22 protein-coding genes are annotated in these 25,724 nt (G+C 59.7%); 6 read left to right on the top strand and 16 right to left on the bottom strand.

Features of this window, described 5'->3' with window-relative positions:
• Positions 1 to 308 precede the first annotated feature (308 nt).
• Genes ABQ278_RS18145 through phnE form a run of 3 tightly spaced genes read left to right on the top strand, consistent with a single transcriptional unit; the run spans position 309 to position 3,006 of the window.
• Positions 309 to 1,232, top strand: a complete 924-nt coding sequence (locus tag ABQ278_RS18145) for a phosphate/phosphite/phosphonate ABC transporter substrate-binding protein (RefSeq protein WP_349322436.1) — start codon at positions 309 to 311, stop codon at positions 1,230 to 1,232.
• Positions 1,232 to 1,996 (top strand): phosphonate ABC transporter ATP-binding protein, encoded by a 765-nt coding sequence (locus ABQ278_RS18140; RefSeq protein WP_349322435.1) that lies wholly within the window; start codon positions 1,232 to 1,234, stop codon positions 1,994 to 1,996. Before ABQ278_RS18145 ends, ABQ278_RS18140 begins: the two co-directional genes overlap by 1 nt.
• Positions 1,993 to 3,006: a phosphonate ABC transporter, permease protein PhnE gene (phnE, locus tag ABQ278_RS18135; RefSeq protein WP_349322434.1), complete on the top strand. Its 1,014-nt coding sequence runs from the start codon at positions 1,993 to 1,995 to the stop codon at positions 3,004 to 3,006. Before ABQ278_RS18140 ends, phnE begins: the two co-directional genes overlap by 4 nt.
• Positions 3,007 to 3,285: 279 nt before the next feature.
• On the opposite strand, the gene ABQ278_RS18130 is transcribed toward phnE, so the two are convergent.
• From ABQ278_RS18130 to ABQ278_RS18120, 3 genes are all read right to left on the bottom strand, one after another.
• Positions 3,286 to 5,430 (bottom strand): phosphocholine-specific phospholipase C, encoded by a 2,145-nt coding sequence (locus ABQ278_RS18130; protein WP_349322433.1) that lies wholly within the window; start codon positions 5,428 to 5,430, stop codon positions 3,286 to 3,288.
• 179 nt (positions 5,431 to 5,609) lie between these two features.
• Positions 5,610 to 7,916: a TonB-dependent receptor domain-containing protein gene (locus ABQ278_RS18125; RefSeq protein WP_349322432.1), complete on the bottom strand. Its 2,307-nt coding sequence runs from the start codon at positions 7,914 to 7,916 to the stop codon at positions 5,610 to 5,612.
• A 162-nt stretch (positions 7,917 to 8,078) separates the two neighbouring features.
• A complete protein-coding gene (locus ABQ278_RS18120) occupies positions 8,079 to 8,897 on the bottom strand; it encodes an HAD-IA family hydrolase (RefSeq protein WP_349322431.1) in 819 nt (272 codons plus the stop codon).
• A 211-nt stretch (positions 8,898 to 9,108) separates the two neighbouring features.
• Here ABQ278_RS18120 and ABQ278_RS18115 point away from each other — a divergent pair, with 211 nt between their 5' ends.
• Complete coding sequence (locus ABQ278_RS18115) at positions 9,109 to 10,014, top strand: MurR/RpiR family transcriptional regulator (RefSeq protein ID WP_349322430.1); 906 nt, start codon at positions 9,109 to 9,111, stop codon at positions 10,012 to 10,014.
• Positions 10,015 to 10,200: 186 nt separating this feature from the next.
• Here ABQ278_RS18115 and ABQ278_RS18110 read toward each other — a convergent pair whose 3' ends face one another.
• The 12 genes from ABQ278_RS18110 to ABQ278_RS18055 form a co-directional block, all read right to left on the bottom strand.
• Positions 10,201 to 10,416 carry a DUF2274 domain-containing protein gene (locus tag ABQ278_RS18110; protein WP_349322429.1) on the bottom strand — a complete coding sequence of 72 codons (216 nt, stop codon included), beginning with the start codon at positions 10,414 to 10,416 and terminating at the stop codon, positions 10,201 to 10,203.
• Positions 10,413 to 11,594 carry a TrbI/VirB10 family protein gene (locus ABQ278_RS18105; RefSeq protein WP_349322428.1) on the bottom strand — a complete coding sequence of 394 codons (1,182 nt, stop codon included), beginning with the start codon at positions 11,592 to 11,594 and terminating at the stop codon, positions 10,413 to 10,415. Before ABQ278_RS18105 ends, ABQ278_RS18110 begins: the two co-directional genes overlap by 4 nt.
• Entirely contained in the window at positions 11,587 to 12,567 is a 981-nt protein-coding gene (gene trbG / locus ABQ278_RS18100; protein ID WP_349322427.1) for a P-type conjugative transfer protein TrbG, read from the bottom strand. Before trbG ends, ABQ278_RS18105 begins: the two co-directional genes overlap by 8 nt.
• 17 nt (positions 12,568 to 12,584) lie before the next feature.
• Positions 12,585 to 13,322, bottom strand: a complete 738-nt coding sequence (trbF, locus tag ABQ278_RS18095) for a conjugal transfer protein TrbF (protein ID WP_349322426.1) — start codon at positions 13,320 to 13,322, stop codon at positions 12,585 to 12,587.
• A gap of 54 nt (positions 13,323 to 13,376) precedes the next feature.
• The gene (gene trbL, locus ABQ278_RS18090) at positions 13,377 to 14,582 is read right to left on the bottom strand and encodes a P-type conjugative transfer protein TrbL (protein ID WP_349322425.1); all 1,206 of its coding nucleotides are present in this window, start codon (positions 14,580 to 14,582) and stop codon (positions 13,377 to 13,379) included.
• A gap of 30 nt (positions 14,583 to 14,612) precedes the next feature.
• Entirely contained in the window at positions 14,613 to 15,332 is a 720-nt protein-coding gene (gene trbJ / locus ABQ278_RS18085; RefSeq protein WP_349322424.1) for a P-type conjugative transfer protein TrbJ, read from the bottom strand.
• A gap of 10 nt (positions 15,333 to 15,342) precedes the next feature.
• Positions 15,343 to 17,808 carry a conjugal transfer protein TrbE gene (trbE, locus tag ABQ278_RS18080; RefSeq protein ID WP_349322423.1) on the bottom strand — a complete coding sequence of 822 codons (2,466 nt, stop codon included), beginning with the start codon at positions 17,806 to 17,808 and terminating at the stop codon, positions 15,343 to 15,345.
• The gene (locus ABQ278_RS18075) at positions 17,802 to 18,065 is read right to left on the bottom strand and encodes a VirB3 family type IV secretion system protein (RefSeq protein WP_349322422.1); all 264 of its coding nucleotides are present in this window, start codon (positions 18,063 to 18,065) and stop codon (positions 17,802 to 17,804) included. The genes trbE and ABQ278_RS18075 overlap by 7 nt, the downstream gene beginning before the upstream one ends.
• Positions 18,065 to 18,328: a TrbC/VirB2 family protein gene (locus ABQ278_RS18070; protein WP_349322662.1), complete on the bottom strand. Its 264-nt coding sequence runs from the start codon at positions 18,326 to 18,328 to the stop codon at positions 18,065 to 18,067. Before ABQ278_RS18070 ends, ABQ278_RS18075 begins: the two co-directional genes overlap by 1 nt.
• 106 nt (positions 18,329 to 18,434) lie before the next feature.
• The gene (gene trbB / locus ABQ278_RS18065; protein WP_349322421.1) at positions 18,435 to 19,412 is read right to left on the bottom strand and encodes a P-type conjugative transfer ATPase TrbB; all 978 of its coding nucleotides are present in this window, start codon (positions 19,410 to 19,412) and stop codon (positions 18,435 to 18,437) included.
• Positions 19,405 to 19,824, bottom strand: a complete 420-nt coding sequence (locus ABQ278_RS18060; protein ID WP_349322420.1) for a CopG family transcriptional regulator — start codon at positions 19,822 to 19,824, stop codon at positions 19,405 to 19,407. Before ABQ278_RS18060 ends, trbB begins: the two co-directional genes overlap by 8 nt.
• Before the next feature lies 1 nt (position 19,825).
• Positions 19,826 to 21,877 (bottom strand): conjugal transfer protein TraG, encoded by a 2,052-nt coding sequence (locus ABQ278_RS18055; RefSeq protein WP_349322419.1) that lies wholly within the window; start codon positions 21,875 to 21,877, stop codon positions 19,826 to 19,828.
• Positions 21,878 to 22,179: 302 nt separating this feature from the next.
• Between ABQ278_RS18055 and ABQ278_RS18050 the strand changes: the two genes are divergently transcribed.
• Both ABQ278_RS18050 and ABQ278_RS18045 read left to right on the top strand, forming a co-directional pair.
• A complete protein-coding gene (locus ABQ278_RS18050; RefSeq protein WP_349322418.1) occupies positions 22,180 to 22,800 on the top strand; it encodes a type IV toxin-antitoxin system AbiEi family antitoxin domain-containing protein in 621 nt (206 codons plus the stop codon).
• A complete protein-coding gene (locus tag ABQ278_RS18045; protein ID WP_349322417.1) occupies positions 22,793 to 23,656 on the top strand; it encodes a nucleotidyl transferase AbiEii/AbiGii toxin family protein in 864 nt (287 codons plus the stop codon). Before ABQ278_RS18050 ends, ABQ278_RS18045 begins: the two co-directional genes overlap by 8 nt.
• A gap of 86 nt (positions 23,657 to 23,742) precedes the next feature.
• On the opposite strand, the gene ABQ278_RS18040 is transcribed toward ABQ278_RS18045, so the two are convergent.
• Positions 23,743 to 25,707 carry a DUF3363 domain-containing protein gene (locus ABQ278_RS18040; protein WP_349322416.1) on the bottom strand — a complete coding sequence of 655 codons (1,965 nt, stop codon included), beginning with the start codon at positions 25,705 to 25,707 and terminating at the stop codon, positions 23,743 to 23,745.
• Between the last annotated feature and the right edge of the window lie 17 nt (positions 25,708 to 25,724).

Genomic DNA, 25,724 nt, shown 5'->3' with positions numbered 1-25,724 from the left:
CAACCTTTTCTGAACCGCCATTGGATGGTTTCCACCGCACGGACATGCCGTGGCGCGATAAGGGCAACACCACTTGCAGGTTATCGTAGGCAACAGCGACGATTGTACCTGCGCCATTCAGCGCATGGCTTTTCGGCGCATCCTAATGCGTAGGGGGACGCCCCGCACCAGATTCACAAAGCTGTTTTCTTTGTGAGTTAAGTTCACTTTTTCTTTTGAGAAATAATGAGCGGCATTCACGCCACTGTCACTTTCCCCCAGTAAGCCTCCTCTAGTTCGGGTGATAAGCCCTAAAACAGGAGGCTCTCATGATACGCTTTATATTCGCCGTGATCGGGTTGTTTTTTGCGATCAGCGGCCCTTCCCACGCGATCGCGCCTCTGGGCACAAGCACACATCCGCTACGGGTCATCCTCATTCCTGCCGATGGCGGCACCGAAGACGGCACACGCGCTGACTATCAGCCTTTGTTCAACGCCGTCACCCGCACCACCAATCTCAATTTTGAAATTCGCGTCGGCCAGTCCTATTCAGCGGTCGTTCAGGCGCTGTGCAACGGCTCGGCTGATATCGCCTTCGTCGGTGCCGTCACCTACATACAGGCCAATGAACGCCACTGCGCCGAGTTGCTTGCCGTCGGCGTCGAGAAGGGGCAATCGACCTATTACGCCGGCCTGTTCGCAAAAGCCGGCACGCCAATCACATCGATCAAGGCCTTGAAAGGCAAGCGCGTCGCATTTGGCGATATCAACTCCACCTCCTCCTTCGTTTTTCCCATGGCAATGATTTTGGAAGCTGGCCTCGACCCGGTGCGCGATCTGTCTGCCATTCGCCTGACTGGTAGCCACGCCAACAGCCTGGCCGCGCTCGTACAAGGACAAGTAGATGTCGCCGCTTTGTCGTTCGACAGCTTTGACAAGGCCGTGCGCCAGGGCGCCGTTGATCCGAAAACCATTCAGGTCGTCGCCAAGAGCATGCCTATCCCCTACCCGCCTCTGGTCATGAACCAAAAACTGCCACCGGCGATCAAAAAGCAACTGAAGGCGGCCTTTGCAACCGTTCACACCGCCCCTGGTGTGACGCCGGATATGATCCGCGGTTACGGCGGTGCCAAGATTGATCGTTACGACACCGCCTATCCCGCCGCCAAGTTTAACGTCGCCGCCGCCAAGATGGCCAAGGTCAATGACCAGCTCAAGGGCGAAATCCTCAAGAAGGCAGCTCAGCGCTGATGCTTGAGTTTACGGATGTCACCAAGCGCTACAAGGACGGCCTTATCGCCTTGTCCGGGGTCTCCTTCAGCGTCCCGGAAGGCCAGGTGTGCGTGATCCTGGGCCCTTCGGGCGCCGGCAAGTCGACGCTCCTGCGCATGGTCAATGGTCTCACCGAACCCACATCGGGCAGCATCTCCATCAACGGCCAGACGGTGACCCGGAAGAGCTTGACAAAGTTACGACCAGGGATCGGCATGATCCACCAGGCCTTTAATCTCGCGGCCCGCGCGAGCGTGGCGGATAACGTCATGTCCGGCGCGCTACCGGTGGTCCCGACCTGGTGCGCGCTGCTGGGCCTGTTTACGCCGGCGCAACGCGCAACGGTCTGCGAACTCGTCAACGCTGTCGGGCTTGAGGAAGATCACCTGCGCCGGCGTGCGAGCGATCTCTCGGGCGGACAGCAACAACGCGTCGGCATCGCGCGCGCCTTTATGCTCGATCCAGCCGTCATTCTGGCCGATGAACCGGTCGCCAGTCTCGACCCGAAGATCAGCGACGACATTGTCCGCCTGATCGTCTCGCAGGCCCGCGTGCGCGGTTCCAGCGTTTTGTGCAGCCTTCACCAGGTCGAACTGGCCAAACGTTATGCCGATCGGATTGTCGCGCTGAAAGCCGGCCGCCTCGTCTTCGACGGCCCGCCATCAGCCTTGGACGTAGCGACAGTTTCCGACATCTACGGCGGGCAGCAGCCGGTCGAACCCGCCTTCGAGACCTTGCCATGATCCAATCCGAAACGACCCGTCAGCCGAAAGACTGGCAGTTCCCCAAACCTTACTCGATGGGCAAGATCGCGCTCATTATCGTCGCCTTCCTCGTTATCGCCTACACCGGCAAACGTGTTGAGATGGATCGCGCCGCCGCTATGACGGCAGATGCGGTCGCTTACGTCGCCGGTCAGCGCGCCGATAGCCAGGTGGCGCAAGGCCTCGGCGGACTGGTCAAACAACTCTTCCCCCTGGTGCTCGAAGAGCGCACAGAAACCAGCCGGATCGAACATTTCGATCGTGCGCACCTGCCGCCCTTCTCGCATATTGAAACGACAGAAACCAAGGTTGAGACCCTCAATCCGGACACCTACCAAATGGATGCCTCGGTGGAACGGACGGAGTTTCTGGTTGAACCTTATGGTTATGTCGTGCGCGTTGCCCTCAAGCTCGTGGAGACGCTGGAGATTGCCCTGTGGGGCACCTTGATCGCGGTCATTCTGGGCGCACCCCTGGCTATTTTCGGGGCCCGCAACCTGACGCCAAACACACTGGCCTATATTGTCAGCCGCGGCATTGTCAGCCTGTTCCGGGCAGTCCCCGAACTCATCAGCGCGCTGTTTCTGGTTCTGGCCTACGGCTTCGGACCTATCGCCGGTGTGCTGGCGCTGGCCTTTTATGGCGCCGGCTTCCTCGGCAAGTTCTACGCCGACGACATGGAAAACGCCGACATCAAACCGCAGGAAGCCTTGCGCGCCATCGGCGCCAACCGGCTCAAAATCCTAGGCTTCGCCATCCTGCCGCAGGTCATGCCGCAATATATCGCCTATACCCTCTATGTGCTTGATCGCAATATGCGTATGGCCATGGTGATCGGTCTCGTCGGGGCTGGCGGCATCGGGCAGGAACTGAAAGGTCGCTACGACATGTACAATTACGGCCATGTCGGCACCATTCTGGTCGGGATCTTCCTGCTGGTGCTGATTCTGGAGCAGGTGTCCAACCGTCTAAGACGCATCTATCTGTAAGGCCGCCTTCCTGGACACTCTCTCCCAGATAAGGGGGCTGTTTGTTCGAGCCACCATCGTGGATTGGCAGTCCTGGATCTGACAAGAGCCTCAGACCTTGCGTCCACGCCATGCTCCCCTTCACTACCCCCAGGCACGTCTTGTCAGCGGCGCTAGGCATGACTCTCAGTCAGACCTCATCCCACGGCCCTCTAAGACATCGACGTGCAAACGCAAAAATCCCCGTAATCGATAAATGTAGCATTTATCGATTACGGGGATTGGCGACCAAGCGGCCTCTTAGAACTTAGGCAAGCGGGGCTCAGGCGCCACATAAGCCGCCGGCGCACGGGCCAGAGTTGGCGCCGGGTCGCTGAAGCTGTGCGCGCCGGTCTCGATCCGGCCGGCAAAGCGCCGTTCGAACCCGTCCGCCGTCACCGTGACATCGTACCAGTTGCCATGCTCGCCCGCCAAAAACACTTCCTTATGGCTTTGTCCTGGCTTCAAAGTCAGCGACTTGCTGCCGAGATTATAGACCTCGGCATCCACAGCCACAGTCAGCGACGCCTTGGTCGTGTTACGCAAGGTTAGGGTCAAGACGGCTGGCTTGGGCGACGTTGTGGCCGCAATCTCTATGGCGTTTGTCTGCCCTTTGAAGCTGCGGTGGAAACCGTTCGGCGCCAAAATCCACAGGTCATAATGACCGTCAGAGAAAGCGAAACGGTCGCTCAGTGTCTTGCCGGCCTCGACCGTATAACGGCGCGGAATCGCTTCGAGATTCTGGCGGTCATAGACGTGGAAGACAGCCCCCATCTTGCCGGTGTTGACGAAGTCCAGCGTGAGGCTGTCCGATTCAAGCTTCGGACGCACCTCAAGGGCGTATGGCAGAGCGCGGGATGGGCGCGTTCCGGTTTCCTGCGTCAAGGGCGACGGTGTCGCCGGCGGCTCGATGCGCTTGCGGTGGATCTGCTCCAGAACGGCTTTGCGCGAACCCGAGGCATCCGGCAGCGGCGCGACCTGCGCGTTCGGATTGGCAAAATCAAAGGCCGAGGTCAGGTCGCCACAAACAGCGCGGCTCCACGGACTGATAGCCGGGATCACCACATCAAAGCGCTTTTCCAGGAACCGGCCGACAGAGGTGTGGTCGAACACTTCGGATGACACCCAGCCACCGCGGCTCCACGGCGAGACGACATACATCGGCACGCGCGGGCCAAGGCCCCAGGGCCTAAGCGTGCCCGTGATCGTGTCATCGGCTTCAAGGAACTTGCGCTCAGGATCACTAAAGTAGAAGCCCTTTACATCTACCGTCGACTTGCCCATGAGCTCGCCGGCGACGTTGAAGGAAGGCGGCGCCGGCGCCGGCGCGTGATCGAACAGGCCGTCGTTTTCATCGAAGGTCTGGAAGAAGACCGTACTGGCCCATACTTCAGGATTGCTGGTCAGCGCCGACAAAATGCCGGCCGTAAATTCCGCGCCTTGCAGCGGCGTCGAGGCGGAAGGATGCTCCGACCAGTCCTTGGGTGGCAAAATCCACGAGACTTCCGGCAGGGTGTTGTCTTTCACATCCTGCGCGAACTGCTCAAGCGACCAGTGGCGCATGCCTTTTTCGTAAATGGCCGAACCTGGCTTGGCGTCGCGGAAACTGGCGAACGCCAGGGCGCCGTGCATGGCGCCGGTCCAGTTGTCGTTCGGGTCCTGATAAAAGCGCCAGGACACGCCGGCTTTTTCCAGAACGTCCGGCAGGGTCGGCCAGGTGAAAGCGGAACCCTGGTAGGTGTAGCCAGGTTCCGGCAGAGTTCCCTTGACCCAGCAGCGCAGGTTCATAGGTTCAGAATTGTCTTTCGTCGCATTGATGCCCTTGGCGCGTAGGTCCGGATCGTGGTTCGAACCTGACCAGAAGACGATGCGGTTGGGATCCGTGCAAGAGGTCAACGAGCAGTGATAGGCATCGCAGATCGTAAACGCTTCGGCGAGTGCGAACTGGAAGGGGATATCCTCACGTTGGTAGTAGCCCATCGAATAGGGGTTCTTGTATTTCGGCCAGTAGCCAAACTTGCCCTGGTTCCAGGCGGCTTGCGCGTCACCGAACCCATGCGGTGTGCCGGGCACCGCGATGGCATTGGTCGTTTTGGTATCGAGGTGGTAAGGTGGGATGATCTTCTTGCCATCCGACTGCTGCCATACCGGCCCGGCCGCCATAGGCACCGGATGGCGATCACCAAAGCCACGCACGCCTTTCAAGGTGCCGAAGTAGTGATCGAACGAGCGGTTTTCCTGCATCAGGATGACGATGTGCTTAACGTCTTTGATGGTACCGGTGACGGATTTGGCCGGGATGCTGAGGGCCTGGGCGATAGCGTTCGAAAAGGGCGTGGCGCTGGCGGCCAGACCCGCCCCAGCGCCAAACATACGAAGAAGATTGCGACGGTTGGTCTCGGTCATGGGATCGTGCTCCGGAAAGGGAAAGTCCAAGCGGTGAAGCCTTGTCCTGCCCGTCTCAGGATGTGACGGACAGGACAAGGCAGGATCACATCGGAGGAACGCGCGCGGCTAAACGCTTTCTCGCCACGCGCGCCCCGAGTGTTGACGGGGACACACACAAAGTTGGCACAAGAGAGAAACTAGAACTTGGTGGCGAAGGTCATGTAGAAGCTGCGCGGCTTGCCTTCGAATTCGTAGCCGTAGAAATAACGGTCATCGGTATTGCTATAGAGGCCCTTGTTATAGTCGACGCCGTAGAAGTTGTTGCCGTAGCCATAACGCTCGGCATAGTGCTCATTGAAGAGGTTGACGATGCGGAACTGGAGGCGGTGCTGCATGTCGTCGCCGAGCAGATAGGTGACGCTGCCGTTGACCACGGTGTAGTCGCCGAAGTTATGACGGTAGCGCGGCACACCGGAGTCAGCGCCAATGCCATTCACCGCCGGCTTGGCGGTGCCAGGCATGGCGGGGCCGCCCGTTGACCATTCCGGCCCCTGGATACGCGGCAGAAGCTGGATCTTCAGGCGCTTGTCACGCGAGGTCCAGTCGATGGCACCGATGGCGAACCATTCCGGCGTTTCATTGATCTGCAGACCCTTGCGCGAACCACTTTCGTCCGAGGCGTCTTGTTTGGTGTAGCCAATATTGAAGTGCCACTGTTCACCCAGGCGCAGGTCAACTTCCGCCGTCAGCCCCTTGATGATCGTCTTGGCCGAGTTGTTGAAATAGGTGTCGACCGGGGTGTTGACGCCCTTATATTGTACGATGATCGGGCGGCCCGATGTGGTCTGGATACGGTTGGAAATTTCCGTGTTGAAAGCGCCGACTTCCGCAAAGAAGCCCATCTTGCCGAAGTCATGCTTATAGCCAATCGCGGCGTTGTAGGTCTCGGTTTCCTCCGTCTGCAGATCCGGATTGCCGATCACGGTAAAGCCGGCCGCCGTCGCCGTCGTCGGACGCGGATTATTGATGTAAAGTTCGTTAGTCTGCGGCAGGCTGTAGGACGTGCCACCATTGGCGCGGGCGTAGAAGTCCTTTAGGAAGGGCTGCTTTACGCCGAACTTCCAGATCATCTTGTGATCGAAAGCGTCCGAGAAATCTTCGCGGATGGCCAGAGAAATGCGGGTATCCGGGCTGAACGGCAGGCGTGGATGGACATCGATAAAGACGCCGGTCGTGGTGCTGTCATTGTTCGGGATGGCGAAGCGGTCATCAGAGTCATCAGCATAGGTCACATATTGCAGACCGCCGACCAGTTCGAGATAAGGGTTGACGTTCCAGGTGGCACGTACCGTGGCGCCCTTTTCCTTGAAGCCACTAACATATTGGTTGCTGTTGCCAAAACCATGGCCAAAACCCGGCTCGACCGCACCCGTCCAGGCACCCTTCGGAATGGTCTTGGTCGGGGCGTTCGGATCAACGCAGCCCGCCGCGATCATGCAGATTTCAGGATAGACTTCGGCATTCCACAGCTTTGGATTGGAGTAGTAGGCCGAGGCCTCCAGGAACAGCTTGTCGTTCCAGCGCTTGGTGAAAGACACATCAAAGATCGGGTAGCGCAGCGTATTGGGTGAATAGGATTCACCGGATGGGAATGGGTCCTGGAACCAGCTCTCGGTATAGATGGCGTTGGCGCGCAGTTCGGTGTTTTCGTCAATCTGCCACAGGTACTTGATGCCAATGTCGTTCTTGTTGAGCGGATACTTTTGCACGCCGCCTGAAAGCGCGACATTGTCGGTAAAGACGGCGGGATCGAATATGCGCGGACCGTCGGTCGCCAGCATCGATCCGTAGAACATGATCGAATGTTTGCCGTCCTTATCGAGCGGGAACGAATAGTTACCCCAGATCTCGCGCGTCTGGAAGGAACCGTAGGAGACGCCGAAGTCACCCTTGCGCGTACCGTCGGGCTTCTTGGTGATGACGTTAACGACGCCAATGCCGCCGTTCGATCCGAAGTACAGGCTGTTACCGCCGCGGAAGACTTCGATATTGTCGATCATATGCTGATCGATGGTAGTTGCACCCCAAATGTTCTCCAGCGCCGGGCCGCGGTCGTAAAGTGGCGTGCCATCAAGGGTCACCAGCGTATCGCGGTCACCGCCGCCATCAAGACGGATCGTGAACTCGCCTTCATCGGGCGAATAACCGATATTGACGCCCTTGACGAGGAACTGAACAGCTTCGGCGAAGTTGACCGCGCCGCTTTGCTCGACCTGAGCCGATGAAATGACCTGCACGTCGTTGCCGTACTCGGCCTGCTCTTTGGCGACCGCTGTGGCGCCGGAGAGCTTGCGATTTCCCTTCACGACGACGTTGGTGATGCCATCCACCTCTGCACTGGTCGTGGTGGAGGCTTCACCCTCAGCGTGGGCAGCGCCAGCCAGGCAGGCCAAAGTCAGCGCGCCCAGAAGCGGCGCATAAATCACCCGTTTCTTAAAAGACATGGTATATCCCCTTGATGTTGCGAACCTGTGGGCGGCGCTATGAGCGTGCGGGGCCCGGTCGAGGGGAAACTAGCCAGTGGCCGTGACAGAAAATGCAGCCTTTTATGACAAATTAATGATTTTCACTCATTTTTACATTGGCAATAAAGTGAGTGAAATTTATCATACTTCGGCCGACCAACCGGGGAAATCGCGGAAGGAAAGACCTGACGCGGGGCCGATCAGGACGGCCCGCAAGCCATGCGCCCTGGCGCCATCGCCATCCGTTTTGGGGTTGTCTCCGATCATGACTGTGGTCTGGGGCGAAGCGCCAAGCACCTGGCAGGCACGCTCAAACAGGCCGCGGCTGGGCTTGCCTATGATGTCATAGTCTATGGATGCATGGTCGGTGCCGGCCAGAATCGCTGCAAGCAAGGCGCCGGTTTCCGGTACAAGGCAGCCATTGGCGCCCGGATGCGTCAGATCAGGATTGGCGACGATGAGGCGCGCACCGCGGCGCAAGCAGTTGGCGGCGCGCGCCAACTTAACATAGCTGAACTGCTTGTCGCGGAGCAAGACCACAAGGTCAGCCTCCTCGCGCACCACCATAAGACCAAGGCTTTTTGCATAGGTTTTAAGCCTATGATCACCCAGGACCATGACACGGCCAGCGCCGGAGTCACGGGCCTGATGGAGCGCCTCCGCCCCCGCCAGAAGGACATGAGACGCCGGCAGGGTTATGCCGGCGGCAGCCAAAATCGCGACGAAATCCTCCGGCATGTGGGTTGAGTTGTTAGACACAATGGCGACACGTCCTGCCCATGCGCGCATAAAGGCGATCGCCGCCGGCAAGGGTTTATCGGCCAAAGCGACACAGCCGTCCCAGTCAAGCAGAACGTGCGTAGCGCCGTCAAAGACGGTGGCCATATCATCGTGGGTCAAAGCGGCTGGCTGGTTCCATTGGCCCTTGCCGCCGGCAGGCGACGTGATCAGTATATTCAACACTATACTCCCTCGGTCGCGTTGCGAAGCCGCGTGCGACAATTTTGGGATGTGTAAATTTCACTCATTAATTATTCGCGACAATAATGAGTAATATTTATGTCAACAAACGGCTATATAGGCTGAATATGACAATCGACCCCGATCTCGCTGACATGATCAAATTGCGGAATCACGATACCAAACGGCATGTTAGGGAGAGCGGCAGGCCATGGACAAAAAGATTATGAAGAACGAAAAGACAGCGCGATCAGGCCCAACCCATCATACACCGGTGGAAAACGCCCTGGCGCGGCTCACGATCGCCTACCCGACCCTAGCCAAGGGGGCACAGCGTATCGCCGACTACGTCATCGAACAGCCCGAACGCATCGTCAGCATGTCGGTCACCGAACTGTCCGAAGCCACCGGCGCCAGCGAAGGCAGCGTGATCAACTTTTGCCGCAAACTGGGCCTGTCCGGCTTCCAGCAGTTAAAGCTAAGCCTGGCACAGGAGACCGTGCAGCCCGTACAATTCATCCATGAGGACCTTGAACGTGGCGACGATCCCGATACCGTCTGCCGCAAGATATTCCACTCTGGTATCCAGGCGCTGCGTAACTCGTTGTCCGTGCTTGATCCAAAATCCCTGGCCAAGGCCGTAGAGATATTTCGCCAAGCCAAGCGCATCGAAATCTATGGCGTCGGCTCATCCGCCCCCATCGCGGAGGATGCGCATTATCGCATGCTACGCATCGGCCTTGACGCCAAAGTCGTCACCGATAGTCATATCCAGGCGATCAGCGCCTCACAGGCAAATCCGGACGTCGCCGTTCTGACGGTTTCACACTCCGGCGCGACGCATGAAACGGTCACCTCGACCAAGCTGGCCAAGAAAGCCGGCGCAAAAACGGTCGTCATTACCAACTTTGCCCGCTCACCGATCCAGAGCCATGCCGACGTTGTGCTGTTCACTATGGCGCGTGAGACCCTTTTCCGAACGGAGGCGATGACCAGCCGAATCGCCCAGCTTTGCGTGGTCGATGCCCTGATCGCGGCGCTGGCGCTTGCAGACTACGACCGCTCGACGACATCGTTGAAGCAAACTTTTGAAACACTCTCGATCAAGAGATTTTAGCCTGGCGGTAAACTGTCGCCAAAAGGTAGATCCCTATATGCTTTAACAAGGGGAAAATTGAAGGGCACTTGTCTTGAGGTCCATGGCACAGCTTTAGTATCATGTGCGCGACACTTTCAATTCGCGTTCGGTCGTTCACGTTAATCTACTTGGCCAGTCGCCCTCGCTGGAGATTTCAGAGCGCCTTCAGCTTTTGCGGACCGTCCGACTGAACCCCTTGTCGCTTTGCAGGAAGGCCTCAAGCATGAAGGGGATCAGATCGGTGACCGATTCCTGGACGCCATACTGGACCCGATACAAATCTGCATAGTCTTTGAGGGCCTGGCTTAAATCGGCGCCAACCGTAATCGTAAGTTTGATCGGTGTGCGATCGGGCAGCCTTGGCAGTTTTATGTCGGTCACGGGCGATCTCCGTCCAAGCTTTCGGTAATGATCAGGTCTTTCTGGACGATCACCCGCAACGGCCAGCCCGGCCGCACCTTGAGCGTTGGCTGAACATCCAGTTGCCGGCTGACAATCTTCTGGCCGGCCTCATTGGCGGTCTGCTGAACGGACTGGCGCAACGCCCTGACCAGATCATTGTCGCTATCGTTTCCGATGTCTCCGGTGAGGGCCAAAAGGGTCGACAGTCCGATACCCTTTAGTAAGGCCGTGGAGTGGAACGAGACCTCGTCGTAAAGTCCGGCATAGCCCGACATATCTGAGGCTGGCATAGTGTCGATCTGCAGAGATCGACCATCTGGCCATATCAGACGCTGCCAGACGATGAGCGCACGCTCTTGACCGAACGATACCGTGTTGTCGTATGTCCCGATCAGGCGCGTGCCTTGCGGAATAAGAATCGACCGTCCGGTTAAATCATGCACGTCGCTGGTCACCTGCGCGAGGATGGTGCCTGGCAGATCCGAGTTCAAGCCTGTGATCAGCGCTGCGGAAATGACGGTGCCGGCCATCACGATGTTTGTGCTCGCCGGTTCCTGCACAACATAGGGATTGATATTGGCGCTCCGCTTCGCCGTTTCGAGGAAGCCTGTCTTTGCCGCCGATGGCGACGATGCCTGAGGGATTGCCGGCGTCAACATCAATGATTGGTTGTCAGTGCTGGAAAGATTGGGAGCCGAGGCCACGGGCCGCTCGGGTGCCACGGATGCGGCGACCTGGAAAAACAGGCTGCTCGTACGGTCGGCGGTTGACAGCGATGCCTTAGAAGGGGTTGGCGCACCCTGGTCTACCATCGCCATATCGCCATGCCGTCGCCTATATTCAAGAATCGCCTTCCCCAAATCGCCCGGTAACGGCTCGCCCAGTTTCGGTACATCAGCGTAGGTTTTCGGCAGGCCGGCAACCTGATCAGGAAGGCCGGCCTTGTGCTTTTCCGGGTCCTTGTCGTCCACCGAAGGCGCGCCCGGATGGATCAGGGAGGGGACCAAGCCCAGCGAGGTCAGACCAACAAGAACAACGCAAGCCCCGCCGGCAAGACCGATCAGAAGATTGCGCTTGATGCGAATCACACGGCGAGGTTTTGCGCGCAAGACCAGGGTTTCCGGATCGACCTTTTCCACTTTTTCTGTCTCAGTCATGGCGCGCACCGCCCTTCCGATCGGCCGTGATCCGCACGATCGCCTGCGGCTTTTCGCCGAGGCGCAGTTCCGCGACCTCAAACAGGCCCTCGACAATGTAGTAGTTGCGGCTCACCCGATAATTTACGAGTTGCGCCTGACCGCCCTTCCCTACGACGAACAAGGGCGGCGCCTCGGTTGTCGACAGGTCATTGGGGAATTCGATAAAGACGCGGGCGCCGTCGTCGAAAGCGCGTACCGGTCGCCACGCAGGCTTGGCGCCGGTGATCGCATAGCCAAAGTGGACGTTCTCCAGCGCAATCGCGTCTGCCGTCGGCGCAGCCACCTGGGCCCTCTTCTCCGCTGCCTTGAGCGCCAGTAATCCATCTTGCGGGTAGCGCCAGGACAGGGCGGCCATTGCGGTTGCCGGCGTGCTTTCCATCTGGAGATGGTAGGTGCGGCGGTCGGTCGCGATGATCAGGTTGGTCTTCAACCCACTGAGCTGCGGCTTGACCAGGATATGGACGCGGGCATCGGCACCTGCGCCGCTTTTGGTGTTGCCGATGATCCAGCGCGCTGTGTCACCACTGGAAATAGCAATCAACCCCTCACCGGCCTGGAGGGTGATGTCGGACACACGGTCCGGGGCCGCGTAGAGACGATAGAGAGCCCCTTCCATATAGGGGTAGACCTGTATCGCGCTGATAAATCCTTCACCACGCGGTTCCTGAAGCGCTGCCTTATTGGCGGCGGTTATGCGGTCGAGCGGTTTTGCCACGGCTCCCGCGGACGTGGCCGGCAACGGCACTGGCATTGAGACAATGAGGCCGGCAGGCACGGCCGGTGTATCGAGCGATCGCACGGTCACGGCGGGCGGAGTGCTGGACAGCCGCTTGGCGGCGACGAAGTCCGGTGAAACCAACGGCGTGCCAGCCACCGCGCAGACGGCCAAACTGGACACAGACACAACAAGTGGCAGACAGATCAAACGCATATCAAGGCTCCTCAAGATCAGGGTTGAACAAGGGGTAAGGGACTGGCAGGCGAAGGATTGGTGGGTACGACCTCGCCGCCATAGTCTTTCGACCAGGCGAGCGTTGTGACGTAGAGACCCAGCGGGTTTTTGCGCAGCACGTCGGCGGTACTGGGAGTCTTCTGGCGAACGCCTAACAGGGCCGTCCACCGCGTGGTCGAGACGAGACTACCGGACGCGAACACCTGCTCGACCCATTTGACCTGGAACGTGCCAGCCGATGCGCGCACAGCGCTGGCGATGTTCACCGTTACCGACCGCTTGCCAACATCCGTAAACGGATCATTCAAGCGGGCCTGTTCGTTCAGGAAGCGCGCCGCGTCGTCCGTGGCGAAGACATAGGCTTCCAGCCAGTTTTGTCGTACCAGGACCGGGTCTGTTGGCAGGCCTCTGACATCCGTGATGAACCTTGAGAGAAACCAGCCAATCTGGGCGTCTGTGGGTTTAATCGCTTCTGACGCGGGCGCTACAGCGCGCACGCCTTCCCCCGGTCCGACCTCGACCACATAGGGTGTGACACGGCTTTGACTGCCCTGATAGATGAGGCCACACGACAGCAGCGCGCTGACTGCGACCGCCCCGAAGGCCAGCGCGCGCCAATTGGCGGCCTGGGCGGCCGCGCTGCCGATGCGGCGATCCCAAACCTCACCCGCCTTCTGGTAGGGCGTGAGGGGCCCCGGCGTATCGCCATATTTCTGGATAATGCGTTTGAACATGAGGTCTCCTTCCGGGGTGAAGCTTTGAAACAGGCAGATTAAAAAACGGAAATATCAGGACTTGTCGGTGATATCCGGCGCAGGCCCACTGCCGCCCTGGTCACCCGACGTGATGGCGGATTGGATCATATGGATGTGGCCCTGACGTCGATGTTGCTCGTGCTGGCGTCTGGCCCAGGCCGGTGGCGTATCGTCGCTGCCACTGGCAGTAGGGCTTTTTGGCATATTCGGCGGAGGACCACCGACGCCAGCCCCTCCACCGGAGGAGCCGCCGCCACTCGACGGGCCGCCGTTCCCACCCGTCCCACCATTGCTCATCCCACCGGACATACCAGCGGCGGCCTTGACGGCACTGAAGGCCTGGGCGCCACCGCCGGCCAGGGCGCGCACCGCCCCACCGGCCAGCATACCGGCCCCTACAGCGGCCGCGGCGGTCCCAACAGCGGCGCCGGCGCCCAGTTGCGGTGCTCCGGAGACAAGCCCGGAGGCGATGGTAGGTCCGAAAATGCCCAGGCCCAAAAGGGTCAACGAGGCCAGGGCCAGGGTCAGGGCCTGGACGAGATCGGGCGTGGCGCCGTTCAAACCCATGACATAGTGTTGAAAGAAGGACGCGCCGATGCCGACGATGACGGCCAGCACCATGACCTTGACGCCGGAGGTGACCACGTTGCCAAGGACGCGCTCGGCCAAAAACGAGGTCTTGTTCCACAGGGCAAAGGGCACGAGGGTAAAGCCGGCCAGGGTCGTTAGCTTGAACTCCAGGATCGTAATGAACAGTTGAATGGCCAGCACGAAGAAGGACAGGAGGACAAGCAACCAGACGATGAGCAGGACAGCGATCGTAAGGAAGTTTGAGAAGAAGGTGTCCAGGCCCATGAGATCGGCCAGTTGATCCAGCAAGGGCTTGGCCGCGTCGAAACCGATGCCGGCGAGACGGCCGGGCTTGAGCAGGTCGGCGGCTGACAGGGTGTTTGCGCTGGCATCCAGCCCCAGGGTCGAGAACGACGAGAAAATGATGCCGGCCAGGGTTTTGAAATTGTTGATGATGTAGGCGAACGCGCCGACGAACAGGACCTTTTTCACGAGCCGTGTCAGGATATGGGCCTCTTCGTCCAGCAACCAGAACAGGGCTGCCAGGGTGACGTCTATGGCGATCAGTAGTCCGGCCAGATGACCGACGTCGCCCTTGAGCAAGCCAAACCCACTGTCCAGATACTGGCTAAAGACACTCAAAAACTGGTCAACGACATTGAGATCCACGGGGGGCTCCTAAACAAAAACCAATGTGGGTTAGTGTGCAGTGTAGGCAGAGCCGGAGCCGATAAAGGCCTTGGTCATCGCTTTTGCGGCCGCTTCGCCTTGTGCCTTACGGGCCAGGTCGAGGGCCTCGGCGCGATACTGGGCGGCCAGAAGGGTGGTGATCTGCATCTGCTGTTTGGTGTTCAGGGCCAGAAGCTGGTTGGCCGCCTGTTGTGCCTGGAGATTGCCGTCTGCGCCCTGGGAGGCTGACACGAGATCGCTCAGGGTCATGGCGTCATCCGTCAGGCTTTCATTGACCTTGGCCTGGACGAGCAGGGTCTGCTCAAAGGCATCCATGCTGCTCTGCCACCGGGTCATGGCCTCACCGATCAACCCGCTCGACTTCACATTGGCATAGGCGCTGGGATACTGGCCTTTGAAGGCGGCCTCGGTTTCCTCAATGGTGAAAGCGATGCCCTTGGCCTGTTTCATCAGGTCGTTGATCGCGGCGATATCGCCATTGAGCTTGGCAAGCTCATTGAGATCTAGCTTTTGCAGATGCTTGGCCATGCTGACGAGCATGGTGGCTTCATTGGACAGGCTCTGGATCTGATTGTTGACCTGCTGCAGGGCACGTGCCGCCTGCAGAACGTTGGACGCATAGTTGGTGGGGTCGTAAACGACCCATTGCGCGCGGGCCGGTGATAGGCTTCCGGCTCCCAGCATAAGGGCAACAAGTGCAGGCAGTACACGGGTTTTCAAACAGGTCATCACAGTCTCCTCAGTTGGCATTCAGATAAAGGGGAAGGGTCGCAGGCCAGTCAGAGGCAGCGCCTCCTTCAAAGGCTGGCAACAGGTCACGCGCCCAGTCCGGTCCGCGGGCGTTGATCAGGGCGTTTGGGAATCCTTCGGCGCCGTGTTCCGCCAGAAGGCGATCGACCAGCGCCTGGTCCTCTGGACCGGACACACCGCAGACGGCCAGGGCGATCGGACCCAGAGACAAATCGAACAAACGATTGCCGCGGCGTGACTGCAGATAATAGTGCTGCTTCGGCGTGGCGCGCGCGATGATCTCAATCTGGCGGGTATTGAGACCGACGCGTTCATAGGCAAGCCGCATCGCTGGCTCAACCGCCCGATCATTGGGCATCAGGATGCGCTGTGGGCACAACTCGATGATGGCCGGCGCGATGGGGCTTTCGATGACATCGGTCAGGGATTGAGTGGCGAAGACGACGCTGACGTTTCGCTTGCGCAGGGTCTTAAGCCACTCCCGAATACGCGCCGCAAACAAGGGCTGATCGAGAAACACCCAGGCCTCGTCCAGGATCAGCAGGGTCGGCCGCCCGTCGAAGCGCGCCTCAAGGCGATGGAAGAGGTAGGTCAGAGCCGGCCCCAGCAGGCTGGGCTCCACCATTAGGTCTTCGGTCTCAAAACAGGCCACCCGCCCGAGATCGAGGCTATCTTCCTCGGCATCAAGACACTGCCCGAAAGCCCCATCAAGGGTGTAGGGACGAAAGGCCGCTTTCAGCGCGTTCGAGGACAGAAGCATCACCAGACCGGTCAGGCTCCGTTCCGCAATCGGTGCCTGGGCCAGGCTGTTTAATGCTGACCACAGGCTTTCCTTGGCTTCGGGGGTGATGGTAACGTTCTCGACCGCTAACAGCCCCTGCAGCCACTCCAGCGCCCAGCCGCGCTCGGCTTCATCATCGATCCTACGCAATGGCTGGAATGCGAGCGCAGCCTGGCGCCCAAGCCGGTAATGTTGTCCGCGCAGTGCCAGGGTCGCCGCACGGGCGGACCCTCCCTTGTCGAAGATGAAGACCTGCGCATCTTTATAGCGCATGAATTGCAGGGCCATGAAACTCAGCAGGACTGACTTACCGGCGCCGGTCGGCCCCAGCACCAGGGTATGACCGACGTCGCCAACATGGAGGCTCAGACGAAAGGGCGTCGCACCCGAACTCAGGGCATAGAGCAGCGGCGGTCCGTCCAGATGGGTATCGCGCGCGGCACCGGCCCAGACGGCCGACATCGGCATCAGGTGAGCCAGATTGAGACTATGGACCAGGGGCTGGCGGACATTGGCGTAGACGTGACCGGGAAGACTGCCGAGCCAGGCCTCGACCGCGTTCAGGGATTCATCGATGGTCGTAAAGCCCAGGCCGTTGATCACCTGTTCGATCTGGCGGAGCCGGTCATCGGCGATCGACTTGTCCGGATGCCGTACCGTCAGCGTCGTGGTCAGATAGCCGAAACTAACCTGATCGGCGCCTACGGCCTGTAAGGCGGCATCGGCATCGAACACCTTGTTATCAGCATCGGTATCGACCAGCCGGCTTTCCTCGGAATAGATCACCTCCCGCAGGATGGCCGTGACGGACTTGCGCTTGGCAAACCATTGGCGTCGCAGCTTCGTCAGGGTCGACACGGCTTCCGTCTTATCGAGAGGGATAAACCGCGTCACCCAACGGTACGGGATATCGAGATGGTTCAAGGCGTCGAGCACGCCGGGATATGTATGGTTCGGGAAACCCAGAAGGGTCAAACTGCGCAGATATTCCCTTCCCAAAATCGGGGACACACCGCCCAGCAGGTCCGTGTCCGCCAGTATGGCGTCAAGATAGACCGGGGTTGCGGGCACGGCCACGGGATGGGTCTTCGTCGAGACGCAAGTGTGCAGATAGGTCAGGGTCTCCGTATCGTTCAGGGCCGAAATCTGGTTGAGGGAGCCTGACAACAGATCGAGCGCCGCGTCGGTGCGGCGGATAAACCGGGCCAGGGCTTCACGCCAGTCCCGCCCCTCACCCGCCCTCTCCGTGTCGAGTACGACCATACCGATGGCGTCCGTCTGATCGGCGTCGGGCAGGAAGACCAAGGTGAAAAAATAGGCCGTCTCAAACGTATGGGCCAGTTCGCCTTCGAACCGGGCGCGTCGCTCCTCATCCACGAGACGGGCAACGCCGGTTTCAAACCCCAGCCCTGGATAGGCCATGGCGGGTTCACGGCGGGCCTCGAAAAATAGCGCCCAGCCAGAGCCAAACCGACGCAACGCATTGTTGAGGTGGGCACAGATGCCGACGAGGTCTTCCGGCGTCGCGCTGTCAATATCCGGCCCCTGATAGCGAAACGTCCGCTGAAAGCTACCGTCCTTGTTGAGCACAATGCCGGGCGCGACCAGCGCCGCCCAGGGCAGGTGATCTGCCAGACGATCCGCGCTATGGCGATATTGTTTGAGGTTCAGCATGACCAATACCCTTTCTGACGGAGGTGACGCAGAAGCACCGGCACGAAATCCGGGTCTTTTCGGGCGGCGAAGACCGCCAGGCTATGCCCGGCCAGCCAGACGGCCAGACCGGGCAGCCACAGGTGAAGGCCGAGACCCAGCGCGGCCGCCAGCGTGCCATTGACGATGGCGACCGAGCGGGGTGCGCCGCCCAGGAGGATGGGTTGGGTCAGAGCCTGATGAACAGGCACCTCGAAGCCTTCAACGGGATGGGACATCAGACGACCGCGCCTCCGCCGAAGCTGAAGAAGGCGAGGAAGAAGCTGGACGCGGCAAACGCGATGGACAGACCGAAGACGATCTGGATCAGCTTGCGAAAACCGCCCGAGGTTTCCCCGAAGGCCAGGGTCAAGCCCGTGACGATGATGATCATGACGGCGATGATCTTGGCCACCGGCCCCTGAACCGAATCCAGGATCTGCTGGAGGGGCTCCTCCCAGGGCATGTCGCTACCGGTGGCATTGGCGACGGCGGCGAACATCAGGACAGGCAGACATAGGCAGCCCGCCCGGGCAAAGGCGCGTGACGACGGGGAACGCAGAACAGTTACAAACATAGGACTTTCCGTAAAAAAGGTGGATGAACCTTCAGGCCTGGATCAGGGGCTGAAGCAGGTAATCGCCGGTGGCGTCGAGGCCGACCAGTTCGGCAATGGTCTCGACGTGGCGGGGCGAATGGGTGTGCGGATTGTCGCCCGCGATGTAGACAATGACGTCGATGCCGTCGGCAATCAGGGCGCGCGGCACACAGGTGACGGCTTCCTGGATGAGGTGTTCCAACCTGTAGAGCGCCCCGCGTGCGGAATTGGCATGTAGGGTGGCGACACCGCCGGGATGGCCGGTGTTCCAGGCCTTCAGCATATCGAGCGCCTCTCCACCCCTGACCTCGCCGACGATGATCCGGTCGGGACGCAAACGTAGGGTGGAGTGCACCAGATCTCCCAGCGAGACCCATCCGGGTCGCGTACGCAAGGCCACGCAATCGCGGGCGGCGCAGCGCAGTTCGCGTGTGTCCTCTATGAGGATGATGCGTTCATTAAGCTCGGCCATCTCGGCCAGAAGGGCGTTGGTGAGGGTGGTCTTTCCGGAGCTGGTACCGCCAGCGACCAGGATATTGCGCCGGTCGCGCACGGCGGTGCGCAAAGCTCTGGCCTGCAGGGATGACATGACGCCGTCAGCGACATAGTCGCCCAACCCGTAGAGACGATGCGCTGGCTTGCGGATCGAGAAACAGGGCGACACCACCACGGGCGGTAGCAGACCTTCGAACCGCTCCCCCGACAGGCCATCGCGGAAGGGCAGTTCCGCGCTCACAATGGGATTGTCGCGATGGGCTTCCGCCCGAACGTGACTGGCAACGAGCCGGATTATGCGTTCAACCTCGGCCGGTTCCAGCCGGCTACCGGTCTCGATACGGCCTTGCCCGAGACGATCGATACGGATCTCGCCATCTGGGTTGACCATGATCTCGGCGACTTCGGGATCGGCCAGAGCGGCTGCCAGGACATTGCCCATGGCCGTGCGCAGCATAGACCGAAGGCGGCGGGCGGAGACGGTCTCAGTCATCGAGGCCTCCCAATATCTCCGGATCGAAGCTGGGCTCATCCTGAGCCAGTCTGCGGCCCACCTCAGCCACGAAGGCGCGAAAACGTTCCGCGCCTCGGGCGCGGGTGGCTTCATCCGTTTCCGGCAGAAAGGCGTCCCGCTGGAGGTTCAGACGGATGAACAGGGCCAGGGTCTCCATCAGGACGCGCTGATCGCGTTCAAAGCGTTCGAGCTGGACGCCGTAGTTGCGGAAGCGCACGCCGAACCGGTCATCCAGTTCGTTGGCCGCCTTGCGGTCTATCCACGCTGTGATGGCCATGGCGAGGATGGCCGATTTGTTGGTGCCAGGCCGGGCGGCCAATGCCTCGAAGCGCGCCACGACCGGACCATGCAGGTAGATCTGATATTTTTTCTTGATGGGCAGGCGGGTCATGTCAGTTGTCCCTGAAGAGATCGAGGTTGAGGCCCCTGGCGGCGGCCTTGCGGTCCGACGCCATCGTGGCAGCCTGGGTAACGGCTCGCGACGCACAGGCCAGATCGATGGACTTCTTGTCAGCGACGGCATCGCCATCATCGTCGGAAGGTGGACCTGCCGGCTCCGGCGCCGGTCGCAGAACAGGAGGTGCGGCCGGGTGAAAACCGGGCACCTTCTGGAGGGTCACACCGTCTTCTTCGGCCTGCCGCGCCTCTTCGGCCTTCAACGCAGCGCGCAAGGTTTCGGACACAGCGCGCACATGTTCACCCCACTCATCCGGTCGGTTGGCCGGCTTGTCGGCGTAGCCGTCCGTCGGGAGGGCTGGAGCAGACAAACGTCGCACTACGAAATTTCGGTCCTCGAAATAGCGCAGCTTTTTAGCGCGGACGGGCGGCAGGCCTGAGACAAGAACCAGCTCATCCGACGGCGGCAGTTGCATGATTTCGCCGGGCGTCAGGAGCGGACGCGCGGTTTCCTGACGTGACACCATGACGTGGGCAAGCCAGGGTGACAGGCGGTGGCCGGCATAGTTGCGTTGGGCGCGCTGCTCAGTCGCTGTCCCCAGCGCGTCGGATATGCGCTTGGCTGTGCGCTCATCGTTCGACGAGAAGGCGATGCGGACATGGCAATTGTCGAGGATTGAGTTGTTCTCACCGTAGGCTCTGGATATCTGATTCAGGCTTTGGGCGATCAGGAAGGCGCGGATGCCGTAGCCGGCGATGAAGGCTAGGGCCGTCTCAAAGAAGTCCAGGCGCCCCAGGGCGGGGAATTCATCCAGCATCATCAAAAGCTGATAGCGATGTTTGAAACCGTCGTGCCCCTCGAGCTTTTCGGTCAGGCGGCGACCGATTTGGTTCAGGATCAGGCGGACCAATGGCTTGGTTCGGGAGATATCGGAGGGCGGGACGACCAGATAGAGGGAGGCGGGCCGCTCGCCGTCCATCAGGTCAGCAATCCGCCAGTCGCAGGCCGCCGTTGTGGCCGATACGACCGGATCGCGGTACAGTCCGAGAAAGGACATGGCGGTCGACAGCACGCCGGAGCGTTCGTTTTCGGACTTATTGAGAATTTCCCGAGCGGCGGAGGCGACAACGGGGTGTACCAGTGGTTCGTCCTTGGTGCCCAGATGGTTGGTGGTCATCATCCGGCGCAAGGTGTTCTCGAAGGTGCGCTCGGGATCAGAGAGGAAGGTCGCCACCCGCGCCAGAGTCTTGTCGGGGTCCGCGTAGAGTAGGTGGAGGATAACACCGACCAACAGCGAATGGCTGGTTTTTTCCCAATGCGAGCGGTGCTCCAGCGCGCCTTCGGGATCGACCAGGACGTCCGCGATGTTCTGGACATCCCGCACTTCGTTGGAGCCCTTGCGCACTTCCAGCAGCGGATTGAACCGGGCAGAGCGAATGTCGGTCGGATTGAACAGCAGACAGTGCGAGAACTTGGCGCGCCAGCCGGATGTCAGTTCCCAGTTCTCGCCCTTTATGTCGTGGACAATGACGGACCCGGTCCACGACAACAGGGTCGGCACTACCAGCCCGACGCCCTTTCCGGAGCGGGTTGGGGCAAAGGCGATCACATGCTCCGGGCCGGCATGACGAATATAGCCGTCTTTCCAGCAACCGAGAAACACGCCCGCATCGCCCAGCAGGCCCGAATGTTCGAGTTCGGTCTGGGTCGCCCAACGTGCCGAGCCGTAGGTCGTCACCAGCTTGGTCTGCCGGGCCCGCCAGACCGATCCGGCTATGGCCGTGGAGCATCCGACCAAACCGCTGAACGCGGCCAGCACACCTGAACGGGCGAAGATCTCCGGCGCATAGGCATCGTAGAAGTACCACCAGATGAACAGCTGCCAGGGCCGGTAAACCGGCACACCCAAAACCGAAAACCAGGCAGGTCCCAACTGAGATTGATAACCCAGCTGCGCCGCGGCCCACTGGGTCGCCGCCCAAACCCCCAATAGGGCCGTCAGCAAGACGATGAATATCTGACCGAACAGGAGTTTGGTGGGGGTCATGTGGAGTGTCCGAGGGGGAAGGCTTATGCCTCGTCATCCTCGGGCACTCTGCGTGAATCAGCCAGATACCAGGGAGGGCCTAGTCAGGCCAAATGAGGACAGGTAAACCACGCCGGTCGGGTATTGCTTGCAGTCCTGCGTTCATCGCGGATGTGCCCCAGTCTCATCGGACGAATTGTGGCTCCGCTTTTGGATTCGTCAGTTGGGCACCGACCGGTTCATAGCGAATGTTAGTGGACGCTTAATAGGCGACATGATACAAAACATATACCTGAAAGATAATCAGTTATAGGTTTTGTATCATGCAGCCCCTGGCCGCCACGCAGCAGCAACGCCTGAAGGCTATCGTTGAAGCCCAACCGCTTGTGCGGGCGTATGACCTGAGGGCTCAAGGTATCACATCCGCAACGATCGCCCGTGCCGAGGCCAGCGGTCTCATCGGTCGGGTCGCTCGTGGCCTCTACCGAAGTCGTGATAGTGAACTGGAAAACGACCACGCTTTGGCTGAAATTGCCAAACAAATCCCCAACGGCATTATCTCCATGACCTCCGCCCTGGCCTTTCATGGCCTGACAGACCAGATGCCCCGTAGAGTTTGGGTGGCCATTGCCAAGGGCGCCTGGGCGCCTGACGTGCGTTCGCCACCGATACGACTGGTGCGCTTTAAATCCGGTTCCTTTCGCGATGGCGTTGAAACCCATACGATCTCCGGCGTTCACGTACCGATCTACTCCATTGCCAGAACGCTGGCAGACGTCTTCCGTAACCCGCGACTGGTGGATAGATCCATCGCTATCGAGAGCCTAAAATCTGCGCTGACCCAACGCAAAGTGACGCCATCTGACATCTATGAGGCGGCGAGACATGGCGGCGCGGTCAAAATCATAGCGCCGTACCTGGAAGCCCTGACCTCCAATGGATAAGGCCAAGTCAAACCTGGCGGCATCGTTTAAGGACCGGCTCCTGAGGCTTGCTAAGGCCCAGGGACAGCCGTTCGATGTGATCCTGGTCCGATACGGCCTGGAGCGACTTCTGTACCGGCTTTCAATTTCAACCTATCGGAACCGATTTATCCTCAAGGGCGGCCTGCTTGTCACACTCTGGGTGGACGATGCTATGCGCGTCACCCGAGATGTCGATTTTCTTGGCCATGGTGACGATAATCCTGATCGTCTGCTAGAGACCTTCGCTGAGATATTCGCGATCGACGGTCACGACGGCCTGATCTTTGACGCCGAGGCCTTAACCGCCGAGGCGATCCGCGAGGATGCTGACTATGGCGGCACCCGCCTTAAGACCGTAGCTTTGCTTGAGAAGACGCGCATTTCGATCACCATTGACATTGGTTTCGGAGATGCGGTTGCTCCACCTGCTATGGACATCGACTTTCCCAACCTGCTGGATGGCCAAGCCTCCCGCATACAAGCCTATCCGCCCGCAGCGGTGATCGCAGAAAAGTTCCAGGCGATGGTCCATCTCGGCCTCATCAACGGGCGTATGAAAGACTATTACGACCTGTGGGCTATTCCCCAGAGCCTGGCCATAGAGCCGAATTGTTTGGATGCCGCGATCGAAGCCACATTCAAACGGCGTGGCACGGCCGTACCCACCGAGACACCGCCGGGGCTTTCAGAAGCGTTTTATACCTCTGCGGACAAGCGGCGTCAGTGGGATGCCTATGCCCGCTCCATCGAATTTGACGGCCCGCCCTTCCCGGACATTGTGCGCGCCATTTGGGCTTTGGTTGGCCCCGCGTGCCGGCGGCTCAACAACCCGTAACGGGGCGCCAATAAAATGACGGGTGGCTGGCCTCTCATACGGGCAACCGTCCTTTCGCCTAAACATCGCCCCTGATGTGAAAGCTGTCATTGTACGCCTCTCCCCCTGCCACGGCCGATCGTCCAATTAATGCCCCCGTCACGGTTCATACCAGACACGGTTTTCCCGATATGGTCTTCAAGCACCGGCCGCCAGGGCACCAGCGTGAACTGCTTGCCCTTTTCAACCATGGCAAACTTCCCACTTGGCAAGTTGACCGACTGTCTGAGCTGCCCTTCGATCCGTTCGCCAACTTGAGCGGCTCGGTAACTCAATCCAGACTCTTTGGTGAGGCGCGCTGCCGCTTTAAAGAGGTCGCGTGTCTCTAGCTTCCCCAGCATGTCCGGTCTGGTCACAAACTGCCCCTCAACCTCGATGGCCATGTCCTCTTGCAGGAGCCACGCTTGACGGAGTTGTAGGGCGACCCGGACTTCTTTTCCAAAGCCAGCGTCCGCCACCGCGATCGTGCTCTCGTTCAGTTCGCGATCTAGCCATGTGGCCCCATTATATTCGGGCAGCCGCGATAAGACGATCGGCGAAAGGGGCTGGACGTCTGCCGGCGCTTGGTCCACCCGCTTCTTTTCATATGTAAGGGCGTGATCGAGATAGGCCTCGTCGATATGAAAAGCACCCGTGTCATTTCTTTCCACTTTTCCGGTCAAACGCCGAATAGCTTCCAAACGCCGCGCGTGGGTCTCCGCGAAGGCTTCAGTCGCCGACTGATCGAAGTTCAGATGGGCGGCGACATCATAATATCCGTTATTCGCCGCTGCCACATCCACGATTGTCCTGTCGGCCGGCTTGATTTCGGCCTGCCGAAATTCGATACGAACGAGCATGTTCTCTGACAGTGGGCGTGTCCGGCCGGCCCGCCCGATATCAACCCAATGGACGGCGCCGTCGACACCGTCGATCATGAGGAAGTGACGATCTGACTCGCTGTCGAGCAGACCGCGTTTTAACACTTGGCCGACGAGGGGGGGCTTGGCGATGGTCGGATCATTCGATCTATGGATAATGCCTTCCTCCGCGGCACGCGCCATGCCTTTGAGCGCGAGCTCCTTATGCATTGCTTTGATGATGTCGCCGCGTTCGCCCATTTCCCGCAACGTGGCGTCGAGATGCTCAGCTAGTCGCCACCGGCCCTGCCCCATTTCCTCTGCCAGGCCGAACTCACGCAATTTGCTTAGACGTCCAACCTGAAGCGATCTCGTCTTCACGTTCGAAATATCGGGTTCGACGATCCGGTCCAGGGACATGTTTCTTATCAACTGACGATCGAGACTGGTCAGCCGGCTCTGTTCGACCTCCTGGCGTCGGGCAATATCGATTTCCCGCTCGGAACGGGGCCCGAGGTCAAGGGTCACTAATTGCTCAAGCCGGTCACGCATACCCTCACTGATATAATCACGGGCAATGACCAGTTCCTTCCCGGCCTCATCGCGACCGCGGACCACAATGTGGGTATGGGGATGCGCCGTATTGTGATGATCGACCGCGACCCAATCGAGGCGCGTGCCCAGGTCCTTCTCCATCTGATCCATAAAGCGTCGGGTCAAAGGCTTCAGATCCTCATACTTGTCGCCATCCTCGGCAGAGACAATCAGCCGGAACTGAATCGGATCGTCTGCAGCCCGATCCATGAAACCTCTGCCGTCTGCCTGGTCGCTCAATCGGTCATACATCTGCCCCGGCTCCCCCTCCGGCGTCACCCCGTCACGCTGGAGATAGCGTAGGTGCGCCCTGGCCGCTTTGACACCGCTCGGCGTGAAACGGGTGTACCGCGTTTTGACGATCACGCGTCGTGCAGAAAGCCCCCTAACCCTCGCACCCGCCGTAACGGCGGCGATACCCGCCCCCCGCCCCCGACTCCAGAGCTTTCCCCGCCCCTTTCCGCCCGGCGTTTTAAGACCGCCTGCTTTGCGCGCGGCCTTCAGGACTTTGGGCAGAAAAGATTGGTCGCCCTTAGCCCGGATTCGACCCAGTTTAGGCCGCACATCGTCATCCTGCATCACAAAACCCACAATCT

Origin of the sequence: Asticcacaulis sp. MM231, from assembly GCF_964186625.1 — a bacterium.
Lineage (GTDB): Bacteria > Pseudomonadota > Alphaproteobacteria > Caulobacterales > Caulobacteraceae > Asticcacaulis.
The sequence above is the reverse complement of the archived record's forward strand: the minus strand, read 5'-3'. Positions and strand labels throughout refer to the sequence as shown.

Bases quoted from the DNA above. Each gene is read 5' to 3' on its own strand.
- ABQ278_RS18145 (WP_349322436.1), top strand. From the start codon at position 309: ATGATACGCTTTATATTCGCCGTGATCGGGTTGTTTTTTGCGATCAGC.
- ABQ278_RS18140 (WP_349322435.1), top strand. From the start codon at position 1,232: ATGCTTGAGTTTACGGATGTCACCAAGCGCTACAAGGACGGCCTTATC.
- phnE (WP_349322434.1), top strand. From the start codon at position 1,993: ATGATCCAATCCGAAACGACCCGTCAGCCGAAAGACTGGCAGTTCCCC.
- ABQ278_RS18130 (WP_349322433.1), bottom strand. From the start codon at position 5,430: ATGACCGAGACCAACCGTCGCAATCTTCTTCGTATGTTTGGCGCTGGG.
- ABQ278_RS18125 (WP_349322432.1), bottom strand. From the start codon at position 7,916: ATGTCTTTTAAGAAACGGGTGATTTATGCGCCGCTTCTGGGCGCGCTG.
- ABQ278_RS18115 (WP_349322430.1), top strand. From the start codon at position 9,109: ATGGACAAAAAGATTATGAAGAACGAAAAGACAGCGCGATCAGGCCCA.
- ABQ278_RS18105 (WP_349322428.1), bottom strand. From the start codon at position 11,594: ATGACTGAGACAGAAAAAGTGGAAAAGGTCGATCCGGAAACCCTGGTC.
- trbG (WP_349322427.1), bottom strand. From the start codon at position 12,567: ATGCGTTTGATCTGTCTGCCACTTGTTGTGTCTGTGTCCAGTTTGGCC.
- trbF (WP_349322426.1), bottom strand. From the start codon at position 13,322: ATGTTCAAACGCATTATCCAGAAATATGGCGATACGCCGGGGCCCCTC.
- trbJ (WP_349322424.1), bottom strand. From the start codon at position 15,332: ATGACCTGTTTGAAAACCCGTGTACTGCCTGCACTTGTTGCCCTTATG.
- trbE (WP_349322423.1), bottom strand. From the start codon at position 17,808: ATGCTGAACCTCAAACAATATCGCCATAGCGCGGATCGTCTGGCAGAT.
- ABQ278_RS18075 (WP_349322422.1), bottom strand. From the start codon at position 18,065: ATGTCCCATCCCGTTGAAGGCTTCGAGGTGCCTGTTCATCAGGCTCTG.
- ABQ278_RS18070 (WP_349322662.1), bottom strand. From the start codon at position 18,328: ATGTTCGCCGCCGTCGCCAATGCCACCGGTAGCGACATGCCCTGGGAG.
- trbB (WP_349322421.1), bottom strand. From the start codon at position 19,412: ATGACTGAGACCGTCTCCGCCCGCCGCCTTCGGTCTATGCTGCGCACG.
- ABQ278_RS18060 (WP_349322420.1), bottom strand. From the start codon at position 19,824: ATGACCCGCCTGCCCATCAAGAAAAAATATCAGATCTACCTGCATGGT.
- ABQ278_RS18055 (WP_349322419.1), bottom strand. From the start codon at position 21,877: ATGACCCCCACCAAACTCCTGTTCGGTCAGATATTCATCGTCTTGCTG.
- ABQ278_RS18050 (WP_349322418.1), top strand. From the start codon at position 22,180: ATGCAGCCCCTGGCCGCCACGCAGCAGCAACGCCTGAAGGCTATCGTT.
- ABQ278_RS18045 (WP_349322417.1), top strand. From the start codon at position 22,793: ATGGATAAGGCCAAGTCAAACCTGGCGGCATCGTTTAAGGACCGGCTC.
- ABQ278_RS18040 (WP_349322416.1), bottom strand. From the start codon at position 25,707: ATGCAGGATGACGATGTGCGGCCTAAACTGGGTCGAATCCGGGCTAAG.